Source organism: Pseudomonas viridiflava (assembly GCF_003702045.1).
Classification (GTDB): domain Bacteria; phylum Pseudomonadota; class Gammaproteobacteria; order Pseudomonadales; family Pseudomonadaceae; genus Aquipseudomonas; species Aquipseudomonas viridiflava_C.
This window is the reverse complement of the sequence record NZ_RBTP01000036.1, coordinates 38,862-52,910: the sequence shown is the minus strand read 5'-3', so window position 1 is coordinate 52,910 and position 14,049 is coordinate 38,862. Positions and strand designations below refer to the sequence as shown.

Here is a 14,049-nt window from a genome sequence, read left to right as displayed (position 1 = left end):
CGGTTTCCTCAGGATTTTGCTTCGGAAAGGTTGCTGGCCGGATCGGTCGGCAATGGCCCCTTTACAGGCGGCTCTATCAATTCCACACGCTTGATTTCACCCACGATGAAAATGTAACTGATCACCGCCAGCAGCGCGTTGGCGCCGACGAACACCAGTGCCCATTTGAACGAGCCGGTGGTGCTGATGATGTAACCAATCACGATCGGGGTGGTGATCGATGCAATGTTACCGAAGGTGTTGAACAGGCCGCCGCTCAAACCGGCGATCTGCTTGGGCGATACGTCGGACATGACAGCCCAGCCCAGTGCGCCCACGCCTTTGCCGAAAAATGCCAGGGCCATGAAGCCCACGACCATCCATTCGATATCGACATAGTTGCAGGTCACGATGGAGGTCGACAGCAGCAGACCGCCAATGATCGGTGCCTTGCGGGCAAAGGTCAGCGAGTGGCCCTTGCGCAGCAGGTAGTCGGAGATGATCCCGCCCAGCACGCCGCCGATGAAACCACAGATGGCTGGCAGGGACGCGATGATGCCTGCCTTGAGGATGGTCATGCCGCGTTCCTGGACCAGGTACACCGGGAACCAGGTCAGGAAGAAGTAGGTGATGCCGTTGATGCAGTACTGGCTCAGGTAGATGCCCAGCATCATGCGGTTGGTCAGCAACTGCTTGATGTAGTCCCATTTCGGACCGCTGCTGCCGTCTTTCTTCGACTTCGATTTGTCCTGATCCATGTCGACCATGCCGCCGTTATTGGCGATGTGATCGATCTCGGCCTGGTTGATGCGCGGGTGGTTGCGCGGGCTGTAGATGACTTTCATCCAGATGGCGGAGAAAACGATGCCTGCCGCGCCCATCACGATGAACACGTGCTGCCAGCCGTAGGTGTAGACGATCCAGCCCATCAGCGGCGCAAACAGAACCGTGGCGAAGTACTGCGCGGAGTTGAAGATGGCGGATGCCGTGCCGCGTTCGGCGGTCGGGAACCAGGCTGCGACGATACGTGCGTTGCCGGGGAAGGATGGCGCTTCGGCCAGGCCCACCAGGAAGCGCAGCATGAACAGCGCGACGATGGCGGTGGAGATGCCGAACTCGCCCACATAGCCTTGCAGCAGGGTGAACAGCGACCAGGTGAAAATGCTCAGGGCGTAGACTTTCTTCGAACCGAAACGGTCGAGCAGCCAGCCACCGGGTATCTGACCGGCCACGTAGGCCCAGCCGAATGCAGAGAAAATGTAGCCCAGAGTGACGGCACTGATGCCCAGGTCTTTCTGGATGCTTGAACCGGCGATAGCGATGGTGGCACGGTCGGCGTAGTTGATCGTGGTGACCAGAAACAGCATCAGCAGGATCAAATAGCGGACGTGCGTCGGCTTGGACGTATGCATCGGTTGAACTCCCACTAGTTATTTTTTTACGCGGGTAAATCTGTTTTTGGGTGCAGCGCTACAGGCCCCTTAGAAGTGTCGCGGCGACGCCAGCTTCTACCTGTACGGGTCATGCGTTCCAACGACAAAACCGCTGATCGCTCAGCGGTTCGGTCTTTAGAGGTGTTACTGCTTGCCTTGCTTGTCCATCAGCGCTGCGAGCATGTCGCACTCTTCTGGCGTCAGGTCGGTCAGCGGCGCGCGGACCGGACCTGCGTCATAGCCTGCGATTTTCGCACCGGCTTTCACGATACTCACGGCGTAGCCCGCTTTGCGGTTACGGATTTCCAGGTAAGGCAGGAAGAAGTCATCGATGTATTTGCCGACGGCTTCGTGGTCGTCGCGAGAAATGGCGTGGTAGAAATCCATCGCCAGTTTCGGGACGAAGTTGAACACTGCCGAGGAGTAGACCGGAACGCCCAGAGCCTTGTAGGCCGCTGCGTAGACTTCTGCGGTCGGCAGACCACCCAGGTAGGAGAAACGGTCGCCCAGACGGCGGCGGATCGACACCATCAGTTCAATATCGCCCAGGCCATCCTTGTAGCCGATCAGGTTCGGGCAGCGCTCGGCCAGTTTTTCCAGCAGCGAAGCGTTCAGGCGGCAGACGTTACGGTTGTAAACAACCACACCGATCTTGACCGACTTGCAGACCGCTTCAACGTGGGCGGCAACGCCGTCCTGGCTGGCTTCGGTCAGGTAATGCGGCAGCAACAGCAGGCCTTTGGCGCCCAGACGCTCGGCTTCTTGAGCGTACTCGATGGCCTGGCGAGTAGGACCGCCTACGCCAGCGAGGATCGGCACGCTAGTGGCGCAGGTATCGACGGCAGTCTTGATGATTTCGGAGTATTCGCTCGCGGCCAGGGAGAAGAACTCACCTGTGCCACCTGCGGCGAACAGAGCGCTGGCGCCATACGGGGCCAGCCACTCGAGACGCTTGATATAGCCAGCGCGATGGAAGTCGCCCTGAGCATTGAAATCGGTAACCGGGAAGGACAGCAGGCCGGAAGAGAGGATGGACTTCAGTTCTTGTGGATTCATTATTCGAACACCCTGTGGGACATAAATTGTGAATGGATCACCGGGGCAGTGCCGATGTCGTAAGTCATCGTACAACTGAAAATACATTCCCTCAACAGGGATTTACGGGTTTTTGTGATTCGTCGCGATGAATGGGGTTACAGGCCTCGGCGGGCGGGGCTATGACGGGATTCGGGATTGCGGAAGGTTATACGATAACTGCGGATTGAGGCGTGATCGAAGGGTCGCCATGACGCGCGCGCACTCCATGCCGTGGTAGCAGACTTGTCCGCGAAAGCCGGTGCATCTGACGAAGATGCACCGGCTGGACGCTGTATTCGCGGACAAGTCCGCTCCCACATTCCGCATCGTCAAGCCCGCTGCGATTCAGCCTCTTCATGGGCGTGGCGCAGGCGTTCGCGGCTGTTGGTCAGGTGCAGACGCATGGCGGCGCGGGCCGCGTCGGAATCCTGACGAGCGATGGCCTCGTAGATTTCCTCGTGCTCGCGGCTGAGCCGATCCATATAGTGCTGCTGATCGTCATGGGCCAGGCGCGCAGAATTCAGCCGCGTGCGCGGAATGATGCTGGTGCCCAGGTGGGTCATGATGTCGGTGAAGTAGCGATTACCGGTCGACAGCGCAATCTGCAGGTGAAACTGGAAGTCGGACGCCACGGCATCGGTGGCGTGAGCAGCGCTTTCATTCAGCGCGTCTAGAGCAGCACGCATGGCGGCGAGTTCCTCGGGGCTGCGACGCTGTGCGGCCAGCCCCGCGGACTCCACCTCCAGGCTGATACGCAATTCCAGAATCGCAAGCACATCGCGCAAGGTGACGATGGTGGCCGGATCGATCCGGAAGCCGCTCGGGCTCGGCGTGTCCAGTACGAAGGTGCCGATTCCGTGGCGTGTTTCCACCAGACCCGACGCCTGCAGGCGCGAAATCGCTTCACGGACCACAGTGCGACTGACGCCCTGCTCTTCCATGATCGCGGACTCGGTAGGCAATTTATCGCCGCGCTTGAGCTGTCCGCTGCGGATACGCTCGGACAGTTCAGTCACCAGCTCCTGCGCAAGGCTGCGGTGTTTTCTGCGGGCGCGGGGCGGAGCGCTTTGATTTTCCATATCCAACATCGATCTCTGGACAGTTAAACAAGCGCCAATCATAGCTCAGCGGTTGTATGATCACACCCCAAAAGCTCGGCCCCGCAGTCCAAAAGCGACATCAGGCGGATTCAGGCTCGCGCCGCTCGACCAATTGCCCCTCTTCAACCCGCACATGCCTGCCATGAAAACGCTTGAGGCTGCTGCGATGCCCCACGCTGAGCAGGGTCAGGCCCGGAATCTGACCGATGATCGCGTTATGCATCGCCGCCTCGTCCTCTTCATCCATCGCAGACGTCGCTTCATCCATATACAGCCATTGCGGAGCCAACAGCAGCGCGCGCGCGAAGGCAACCCGCTGCTGCTCGCCGGGTGACAGAACGCGTTGCCAGTGGTCACTCTCGTCCAGTCGCGACACCAGCGGTTCGAGGCGGCACGTGTGCAGCACATCGACGTATCGTTGAGCCGGGTATTTGTCGGCCGGATGTGGATAACTCAGGGCGTCACGCAACGTCCCGATGGGCAGATAAGGCCGCTGCGGCAGAAACAGCGCTTGCCCCGCAGGCAGGCCGATCCTGCCAGCACCTTGTGGCCATAACCCGCCGATCGCTCTGAGCAAGGAGCTCTTGCCACTGCCCGAGCGTCCGCTGAGCATGACCCGCTCGCCCGTCTCGATATGAAGAAATGAATTACTGAGCAGCTTGCGGCCGCTTGCAAGCGTAAGCCCCAGGTTGTGTACGTTCAGCGCATCATCGGTGCACACCCGCTCGATGGCCGGAGCCTGGGCTTCACGATCGGTCATGGCCTGACGAAAGCTCAGCAGGCGATCACTGGTCGCACGCCAGGACGCCAGCGTGTCGTACGCACTGATGAACCAACTGAAATTCTCTTGCACGTTGCCGAACGCAGAGTTGATCTGCATCAGATCACCCAGCTCGATTTTGCCTGCGAAGTAACGAGGCGCTGCGACCACGAACGGAAAGATGATCGCGATCTGGCCGTAACCCGAGGTGAAAAACGTCAGTCGTTTCTGCACCTTCATCGAGGTCAGCACGTTGTGCCAGATCATCGAGAACCGGCCGCTCAACCGCTGGTTTTCGTTCGTTTCGCCGTCGGACAGCGCAATGCTTTCGGCATTTTCCCGCACCCGCACCAACGCATAACGAAGATCGGCTTCGTAACGTTCCTGCTGGTTGTTCAGGGGAATGAGGCGCCGACCGATCCAGTGGGTCAGAAAGCTGCCAACGATGGCGTAGAGCATGGCTGCCCAAAACATGTAGCCATGAACAGTGATGCCAAACAGTTCGACGCTGCCCGACACGCCCCACAGAATGACCGAGAACGACACCAGACTGACCACCGCGCTCATCAGCCCCAGCCCAAGGTGCAGGGTACTGGTGGTGAACTCGTTGAGGTCTTCGGACAGGCGCTGGTCCGGGTTGTCGGTGTAGCCGCCCTGCTCCAGATGGTAGTAATTTTTGTGTGCCAGCCAGCGCGCAAAATGCTGTTCGGTCAGCCAGCGACGCCAGCGGATGGTGAGCATTTGGGTGAGGTAAAGGCGATACACCGCAGCGAAAATGGCGATGGCGGCAAGACCGCTGAAATACAGGATCAGGTGCGTAAACGCCCCGGTGTCCTTGCTCTGCAGCGCGTTGTAAAACTCGCGGTACCAGCTGTTGAACATCACTGACATCTGCACGCTGAACAGTGACAGGGCGATCACGGAAACCAGAAGCACCCAGGCCAATGTTTTGTCTTCACTGCGCCAATACGGCGTAATCAGCCTCCAGGCCCGGGGAAAGAACGCCCCTTTGACGGTGTCGTTGACGACGGTGTATTCGGCATTGCGTTTCATGTAATTCAGGCTCGCTGTCTGTAAAAGAACGATGCCTGGTCACAATGAAGCAAAAAAACGCCGGGGCGACCTCTATGAAGAAACCTTCATTAACGTCGCACAGGGCGCTTCTGCAATTTGCGCTGCAGAGTGCGGCGATGCATGCCCAGCGCCCTGGCGGTCGCCGAAATGTTCCCTTCATGCTCGGTCAGCACACGCTGAATATGTTCCCACTGCAAGCGATCCACCGACATGGGGTTTTCAGGCACCAGCGTGTCGAGGTTGGCATGCTCGGACAGCAGGGCTGCCAGCACGTCGTCGGCGTCGGCAGGCTTGCACAGGTAGTTGCAGGCGCCGCGCTTGATGGCCTCCACGGCGGTGGCGATGCTCGAATAGCCGGTGAGGATCACCACGCGCATGTCAGGGTCCAGCTCCAACAGCTTGGGCAGCAGCACCAAGCCGGAGTCGCCATCCATTTTCAGGTCCAGCGCAGCGTATTCGGGAATGTCCTGCTGCGCCAGTATCAGGCCTTCCTCGGCCGAACCTGCGGTGCTGACCCGAAAGCCGCGACGGCTCATGGCGCGGGCCATGACCCGAGTGAAGGTTGCGTCGTCGTCGACCAGCAGCAGGTGAGGCAGCTCTTCGCCTTCGACCTGGATCTCTTCGTCACTCATGCTTCATCTCCTCGCGTGTCACGGGGCAGTCGCAGCTCGGTGAGCGTACCGCCTTCTTCATGACTGTAGAGCTTTACCGAGCCACCCGCGCGGGTGACGCTGGCCTTGCTCAGAAACAGACCCAGGCCGAAGCCTTTGCCCTTGGTAGTAAAGAATGGTTTGCCGATCTGCTCGGCAATGGCCAGCGGCACACCGGCGCCGTGGTCGCGAATACTGATGCAGACTTCGGCGCTGTCCCAGTCCAGATTGACCTCCAGCCCCTCGGGACAGGCATCGGCGGCGTTGTTGAGCAGGTTGAGCAGCGCCTGGGTCAGGTCCGGTGGCGGCGCGAGCATGGGCACCGCGTCCTTGCCCAGTTTCAGGAAGCGATAGCTCACTTCCGGGCGCATCAGGTGCCAGCGATTGAGCGACTCGTCCAGCCACTGCGTCGCAGGCTGATACTCCACCGCCATGCGCCGGTTCGCCTCGGCGGCACGCACCAGTTGCTGAAGGGTCTGTTTGCACTGCTTAACCTGCTCCTGCAGCACAGACAGGTCTTCCTGCAACGCCGGGTCGCTGTGGTCCTGACGCATCTCCTTGAGCAGCACGCTCATGGTCGCCAACGGCGTACCCAGCTCGTGGGCGGCACCTGCGGCCTGTGTCGCCACCGCAAGCAGTTGCTGATCACGCAAGCCCTCTTCTCGTCGCTCGGCGCGCAGTTGCTCCTGTCGACGCAGTTCTTCAGCCATCTTCGCCGCAAAGAACGTGATGACCCCTGCGGCCAGCACGAAGCTCAACCACATGCCGTAGACCTGCATGTTTTCACGGGCGATGGGGTAGGTTTCCAGCGGATAGGACTGCACCATCAGAAAGGTGTAGAGCCCCAGCGCAAAGCCGGACAGGATCAGCGAATACCGCCACGGCAGAGTGGCTGCGGCAATGGTGAGCGGCACCAGGTAATAGGAAACGAACGGGTTGGTCGAGCCGCCCGAGTAATACAGCAAGGCGCTATGAATCAGCAGATCCAGCGCCAGTTGCAACGCGTACTCAAGCTCTGTCAGCGGCAACGAGGTGCGCAAGCGTATGGCGGTCAGCACGCACAGGATCAGCGAACAGCCCAGGGTGATCGACAATTGCAGCCACGGCAGCGGAAGAAAGTCGAACAGCCAGGCGATACCCACTGAACCGGCCTGGGCGGCCAGTACAAGGATACGGATGAACGTCAGGCGCCACAGGTTCTGACGCGTAGCTGAAAGCATTTGAACGGGGGCGAGCATGAGCTCTCCTGATGAGCGCTCCAGGCGGATCGCGACGAGTATAACCAAGCACGGCGCAAAACTGGAAAAGTGCGTCAACGCGCCGCATCGTCGGACGCGTCGGCTGCGCAGGAACCTGAATCGAAGGCTAGAGTCTCATGGTTCTGTGCCGTCCGACAGTGGTTGGGGGCCGTCTTATAACAAGGAGTTCTCATGTTCACTCTCCGCCCTGCCGCCACCCTGTTCGCCCTGGCCGCCGTCACCCTCACCAGCCTGCCAGCCTTGGCCGAAGAGGCACGTTATAACCAGATTTCTCTGCGTGCCGAAGTCAATCAGGAGGTTCAGCGTGACCTGATGATGGTGACCCTGTACACAGAGGCGCAGGACAGCGACCCCGCCAAGCTGGCGGCACAGGTCACCGAAACCCTGAACAAGGCGTTGGGTCAGGCACGCCAGACCAAGGATGTGAAGATTCGTCAGGGCAGCCGCAACAGTTATCCGATCTACGACGACAAAGGTCAGAAGATCACCGGCTGGCGCGAGCGCGCCGAAGTTCGCCTGGAAAGCGCCGACTTCGCCGTGCTGTCCAAGCTGACCGGCGAGTTGCTGGGCGATCTGAAAATGGGCGGCATGGACTTCTCGATCTCGCCAGCCACGCGCAAGACCAGCGAAGACGCCCTGCTCAAGGACGCCGTGACCGCTTTCAAGGCCCGCGCTCAACTGGTCACCGAAGCGCTGGGCGGCACCGGCTACAAACTGGTCAACCTGAACCTCAACACCTCCGGCTACCCGCAGCCTTATCTGCGCGCTCCGATGGCGGCCATGATGATGAAGTCCTCACGCGAAGACGCAGCGCCAACGCCTGACGTCGAAGCGGGCACCAGCCAGGTGAGTGTGGCAGCGGATGGGGTGATTGAGGTGGCGGTTCCGTAACTCGGGTAGCCCGCTGTTTCGTATTGGAAATGAGTGCGCAAAGGCGCGCTTGCCCGCGATGGCATTTGTACGGTCGCCCACCAGTGGCCTGGAAATCGAATCGCGAGCAAACGCGCTCATACACTGAAATGGCGTTTCTTCAGCCCGGCATAGCGCGTGAGCGGTCTGCGCTTCAGCGCATCGGCCCATGCGTATAACCGGTTAACCGCCAAGTAAGATTTGTCCGAGCCTCGCCAAGTGCGGCACTATCGACGCCATCCGCTTGTCGACACTTCATGTGCCGACACTCAGCACCGATATTGCCGACATTCGCGAGGGCTTCATGGGACACCACATTTTCAAACCGCTGCTCCTGACCACCGCGTTACTGGGCTGCGTACCTTTCGCTCAGGCAGCCACAACCCTGGTGTATTGCTCCGAAGCGAGCCCGGCAGGCTTTGACCCCAGCCAGTACACCAGCGGCACCGATTTCGATGCGTCTGCTGAAACCGTCTTCAACCGTCTGACCCAGTTCAAGCGCGGCGGCACCGAGGTGGAACCAGGCCTTGCCACGAAATGGGACGTTTCTGCTGACGGCCTGACTTACACCTTTCATCTGCGTGAAGGCGTGAAATTCCACACCACGGATTATTTCAAACCGACCCGCACGTTCAACGCCGATGACGTGCTCTTCACCTTCAACCGCCTGCTGGACCCCAACCACCCGTTCCGCAAAGCCTACCCGTCCGAATCGCCGTACTTCACCGACATGGGCCTGAACACCACGATCAAGCAAGTCGAGAAAGTCGACGCCAACACGGTCAAATTCACGCTCAACAACATTGATGCCGCGTTCGTGCAAAACCTGGCCATGAGCTTTGCCTCGATCCAATCGGCCGAGTACGCCGATCAACTGCTTAAGGAAGGCAACGCATCGGACCTGAACCAGAAGCCGATCGGCACCGGGCCCTTCGTGTTCAAGCGTTACCAGAAGGACTCGCAAATCCGTTACGCCGGTAACACCGAGTATTGGAAACCCGAAGACGTGAAAATCGATAACCTGATTTTCTCGATCAACAGTGATGCCGCGGTGCGCCTGCAGAAGCTCAAGGCCGGTGAATGCCAGGTCAGCGGTTACCCGCGCCCGCAGGACATCGAAGAAGTGCAGAAGGACCCCAAACTCAAGGTACTGAGCCAGCCGGGCTTCAATCTGGGTTTTCTGGCGTACAACGTGACCCATCCGCCGCTCGACCAGCTCAAGGTTCGCCAGGCGCTGGACATGGCCATCGACAAGCCGGCCATCATCAAGGCTGTTTACCAGAGCGCCGGGCAACTGGCCGAAAACGCCCTGCCGCCGGGCCAGTGGAGTTATGACCCGACGATCAAGGACGCCCCTCGCGACCTGACCAAGGCCAAGCAGTTGCTCAAGGAAGCAGGCGTGGCGCCGGGCACGAAAATCGACCTGTGGGCCATGACCGTTCAGCGCGCCTCCAACCCCAACGCGCGCATGTCGGCGCAGATGATCCAGTCCGACTGGGACAAGATCGGCATCAAAGCCAATATCGTCAGCTATGAGTGGGGCGAATACATCAAGCGCGCCAAGGCCGGCGAACACGACGCGATGATCTACGGCTGGACCGGCGATAACGGTGATCCCGACAACTGGCTAGGCGTGCTGTACAGCTGTGCCGCCGTCAAAGGCAGCAACTACGCCAAATGGTGTGACCCGGCTTACGACAAGCTGGTGCAGCAGGCCAAGCTCACGACGAATCGAGATGAACGCATCAAGCTGTATCAGCAGGCCCAGCACATCCTGAAGGCCCAGGTGCCGATCACCCCGATCGCCAACTCCAAGGTGTTCCAGCCAATGCGCAAGGAAGTGCAGGACTTCAAGATCAGCCCCTTCGGCCTGACACCCTTTTATGGGGTCAGCCTGAGCCATTAAGGTAACAACGTAGCCCCAACCGGGTGCATTGATCCCACCCGGTTGCGCTTTATTGGTGCGCCCGTTGTTTCGAAACAGGGCGCGCAAACGATCAAATCTTGCAAAAATTACACTTTCGCGACATTCCTGTACGATCGTGCCACTCTTTGTGGCTTCTTTGGCGTCAGCATCTTGCTTTGGGTATGGCCCCTGCATAAGTATCGGACGGATCGGCTCACGAGGTCGGTTCCTCTAATCAAAAATGACAACAACTGAGGCCACCATGCTCAAACACGCGGTCATTCCGTTTCTAGTCGGCGCCACCCTGCTCGCAAGTGCACCTTTCGCTCACGCAGCATCGAATCTGGTGTTTTGCTCCGAAGGCAGCCCCGCGGGCTTTGACCCTGCCCAGTACACCACCGGTACCGATTTCGACGCATCGGCAGAAACCATGTTCAACCGTCTGGCCCAGTTCGAACGTGGCGGCACCGCCGTGCAGCCGGGCCTGGCCACCAGCTGGGATATCTCCGACGACGTGCTGACGTACACCTTCCATCTGCGCAAGGGCGTCAAGTTCCACACCACCTCGTACTTCAAGCCAACCCGCGAATTCAATGCCGATGACGTGCTGTTCACGTTCAACCGCATGATCGACAAGGACATGCCGTTCCGCAAAGCGGCTCCGACCGAATTCCCTTACTTCACCGACATGGCGATGGACACCAACATCGCCAAGATCGAGAAGGTCGACGATTACACCGTCAAGTTCGTGCTGAACACGGTCGATGCGGCCTTCATCCAGAACCTGGCCATGAGCTTTGCCTCGATCCAGTCTGCCGAATACGCCGACCAGCTTCTTAAGGAAGGCAAAGCTGCCGACATCAACCAGAAGCCTGTCGGTACTGGCCCGTTCGTGTTCAAGAGCTACCAGAAGGACTCCAACATCCGCTTCACCGGCAACAAGGATTACTGGAAGCCTGAAGACGTCAAGATCGACAACCTGATCTTCGCCATCACCACCGATCCGTCGGTGCGCATGCAGAAGCTCAAGAAGAACGAATGTCAGATCACGGCCTATCCACGTCCGGCGGATCTCGAGCCGCTCAAGGCCGACAAGAATCTGAAAATGCCTGATCAGGCTGGCTTCAACCTGGGTTACATCGCCTACAACGTAATGGACAAGATCAAGGGCGAAGACCGCGAAAACCCGCTGTCCCAGCTCAAGGTTCGTCAGGCTCTGGACATGGCGGTCAACAAGCAGCAAATCATCGATTCGGTTTACCAGGGCGCAGGCCAACTGGCCGTCAATGCCATGCCGCCGACCCAGTGGTCTTACGACACCACGATCAAGGATGCCAAGTACGATCCCGAGAAAGCCAAGGCCCTGCTCAAGGAAGCCGGCATCAAGGAAGGCACCGAGATTACGCTGTGGGCCATGCCGGTTCAGCGTCCGTATAACCCGAACGCCAAACTGATGGCCGAGATGCTCCAGTCCGACTGGAAGAAGATCGGTATCAACGCGCGCATCGTCAGCTATGAGTGGGGCGAGTACATCAAGCGCGCCAAGAATGGTGAAAACGGCGCCATGCTGATTGGCTGGAGCGGTGACAATGGTGACCCGGACAACTGGCTCGGCACCCTGTTTGGCTGCGACGCCCTTAATGGCAACAACTTTGCCAAATGGTGCGACAAGCCTTACGACGCCATCATCAAGCAGGCCAAGGCGACACCTGATCAGGCCAAGCGCACCGAACTGTACAAACAGGCGCAACACCTCCTCAAGGATGCAGTGCCGATGACGCCTATCGCGCACTCGACGGTCTATCAGCCCATGCGCACCAACGTACAGGACTTCAAGATCAGCCCGTTCGGCCTGAATTCCTTCTATGGTGTAAGCGTGAAGTAACGCGACACGACTGTGCTGTTCACGCGGCGCAGTCATCGCTCTAGCGGAATGAAAAAACTCGTCCGGTTAGTTGAACAAGTGCAACTAAAGGCACTTAGCCAGCTTTCCGGAAGAGTTTTCCTACGCATCTTGCAGCCTATTTGCCTATTTACCAGATGCCTTCAGCGACATACCGTCGCAAGGTGATGGCTTAGGCAGGAAGCCCGCCATCAACTGGCCCGGGAACTGCAAGCATTGTGTGTATTCACGTTATTGCCTACGAGTCTGTTATCGAGCCTGAGTGCTCGTCCTTGAAGGATAGGGATCATCATCATGCGTAAAACTCTTGCGATGACGTCATGCCTGAGTCTGGGTCTGCTTGCACTGACTCCGATGACCAGCGTGGCGAGCAACCTGGTGTTCTGCTCCGAAGCGAGCCCTGCGGGTTTCGACAGTGCTCAGTACACCTCGGCCACCGATAACGATGCCTCCGAGCCTATTTACAACCGCCTCACCGAATTCAAACAGGGCGACACTACCGTGGTGCCAGGGCTGGCAACCTCGTGGGATGTCTCCCCGGATGGCCTGGTCTACACCTTCCATCTGCGCCAAGGTGTGAAGTTTCACAGCAACAAGGATTTCAAGCCCAGCCGCGACTTCAATGCCGATGACGTGCTGTTCACGTTCAACCGCATGCTCAAGGCCGATCACCCGTTTCGCGTGGCCTACCCCACCGAGTTCCCGTACTTCACCGGGATGGGGTTGAACAAGAAGATCAAGTCGGTCGAGAAGACCGATCCGCTGACCGTGGTCTTTACCCTGAATACCGTCGACGCGGCATTCATCCAGAACATCGCGATGAACTTCGCCGGCATTCTGTCCGCCGAATACGCCGAACAATTGATGGCCAGCGGCAATGCACGCGACATCAACCAGCAGCCCATCGGAACGGGGCCGTTCGTGTTCCAGCGTTACCAGAAGGACTCGCAGATTCGTTATCGCGGCAACAAGGAATACTGGGACCCGAGCCGGGTGAAAATCGATCAACTGATTTTCGCCATCAACACCGACGCCTCGGTGCGTGTGCAAAAGCTGCGCAAGAACGAATGCCAAGTGACGCTGAACCCACGCCCGGCCGACCTGGAAGCACTCAGGAGCGACAAGCAGTTGACCGTCATGGAGCGTCCGGGCTTCAACCTGGGCTACATCTCTTACAACGTCCGCCACGAACCGCTGGGCAACCTTCAGGTGCGCAAGGCACTGGACATGGCCGTCAACAAGAAAGCCATCATCAGCGCGGTGTATCAGGGCGCAGGGCAACTGGCCGTCAACGCCATGCCGCCGACCCAGTGGTCCTATGACGACACCATCAAGGACGCCGCCTACGACCCGGAGAAAGCGAAGCAGATGCTGCGCGATGCGGGCATCAAGGAAGGCACCGAGCTGACGCTGTGGGCCATGCCCGTGCAGCGCCCTTACAACCCCAACGCCAAGCTGATGGCCGAGATGCTTCAGTCCGACTGGGCGAAGGTCGGCATCAAGGTTCGGATCGTCAGCTATGAGTGGGGCGAATACCTCAAGCGCACCAAGAACGGCGAACACGATATTTCGCTGATTGGCTGGACCGGCGACAACGGTGACCCGGACAACTGGCTCGGCACGCTGTACAGCTGCGCAGCCATCGGTGGCAACAACTACTCCATGTGGTGCGACGAGAAATATGACGCGCTCATCAAGGCGGCCATCGCCACCACCGACCGTGAACAGCGCACCGACCTCTACAAGCAGGCTCAGCGCTACCTGAAAGAACAGGTGCCGATTACCCCCATAGCCCACTCGACGGTCAATCAACCGTTGCGCAAGGAAGTGGAAGGGTTCCACGTCAGCCCGTTCGGCCGTAACAACTTCTCGGGCGTCAGCGTCGCCGAGTAACCCGTAAACAGCGATATCGCTCACCGCCAACTCTGGCGGCGAGCGATCCGTCTGTGCCCAGAACATATAACAAGGCGGGGCCTTAAACCCTGCATCACCAAAGCCA

The 14,049-nt window shown here is 59.0% G+C and carries 10 protein-coding genes; 4 read left to right on the top strand and 6 right to left on the bottom strand.

The genetic code is table 11. From position 1 onward, the window contains the following. Window positions 1-8 precede the first annotated feature (8 nt). The 6 genes from ALP40_RS12115 to ALP40_RS12090 all read right to left on the bottom strand — a co-directional run bounded on the left by ALP40_RS12115 (window position 9) and on the right by ALP40_RS12090 (window position 7,311). Window positions 9-1,391, bottom strand: coding sequence for an MFS transporter (locus ALP40_RS12115; protein ID WP_122208507.1), 1,383 nt, complete (start codon window positions 1,389-1,391; stop codon window positions 9-11). Window positions 1,392-1,556: 165 nt separating this feature from the next. After that, a complete protein-coding gene (kdgD, locus tag ALP40_RS12110) occupies window positions 1,557-2,468 on the bottom strand; it encodes a 5-dehydro-4-deoxyglucarate dehydratase (protein ID WP_099226695.1) in 912 nt (303 codons plus the stop codon). A 350-nt stretch (window positions 2,469-2,818) separates the two neighbouring features. Continuing rightward, on the bottom strand, window positions 2,819-3,568 hold the full coding sequence (locus tag ALP40_RS12105) for a FadR/GntR family transcriptional regulator (protein WP_122208573.1): 750 nt from the start codon (window positions 3,566-3,568) through the stop codon (window positions 2,819-2,821). A gap of 100 nt (window positions 3,569-3,668) precedes the next feature. Then, complete coding sequence (locus tag ALP40_RS12100; protein WP_122208506.1) at window positions 3,669-5,402, bottom strand: ABC transporter ATP-binding protein/permease; 1,734 nt, start codon at window positions 5,400-5,402, stop codon at window positions 3,669-3,671. 89 nt (window positions 5,403-5,491) lie between these two features. Continuing rightward, the gene (locus ALP40_RS12095; RefSeq protein WP_122208505.1) at window positions 5,492-6,055 is read right to left on the bottom strand and encodes a response regulator transcription factor; all 564 of its coding nucleotides are present in this window, start codon (window positions 6,053-6,055) and stop codon (window positions 5,492-5,494) included. Further along, on the bottom strand, window positions 6,052-7,311 hold the full coding sequence (locus tag ALP40_RS12090; RefSeq protein WP_122208504.1) for an ATP-binding protein: 1,260 nt from the start codon (window positions 7,309-7,311) through the stop codon (window positions 6,052-6,054). The genes ALP40_RS12095 and ALP40_RS12090 overlap by 4 nt, the downstream gene beginning before the upstream one ends. A 192-nt stretch (window positions 7,312-7,503) precedes the next feature. Here ALP40_RS12090 and ALP40_RS12085 point away from each other — a divergent pair, with 192 nt between their 5' ends. The 4 genes from ALP40_RS12085 to ALP40_RS12070 all read left to right on the top strand — a co-directional run bounded on the left by ALP40_RS12085 (window position 7,504) and on the right by ALP40_RS12070 (window position 13,943). After that, complete coding sequence (locus tag ALP40_RS12085; protein WP_122208503.1) at window positions 7,504-8,223, top strand: SIMPL domain-containing protein; 720 nt, start codon at window positions 7,504-7,506, stop codon at window positions 8,221-8,223. A 322-nt stretch (window positions 8,224-8,545) separates the two neighbouring features. Further along, entirely contained in the window at window positions 8,546-10,147 is a 1,602-nt protein-coding gene (locus tag ALP40_RS12080; RefSeq protein ID WP_122208572.1) for an ABC transporter substrate-binding protein, read from the top strand. 262 nt (window positions 10,148-10,409) lie between these two features. Further along, the gene (locus ALP40_RS12075) at window positions 10,410-12,032 is read left to right on the top strand and encodes an ABC transporter substrate-binding protein (protein ID WP_122208502.1); all 1,623 of its coding nucleotides are present in this window, start codon (window positions 10,410-10,412) and stop codon (window positions 12,030-12,032) included. 312 nt (window positions 12,033-12,344) lie between these two features. Continuing rightward, the gene (locus ALP40_RS12070) at window positions 12,345-13,943 is read left to right on the top strand and encodes an ABC transporter substrate-binding protein (protein ID WP_122208501.1); all 1,599 of its coding nucleotides are present in this window, start codon (window positions 12,345-12,347) and stop codon (window positions 13,941-13,943) included. Window positions 13,944-14,049: the final 106 nt, after the last annotated feature.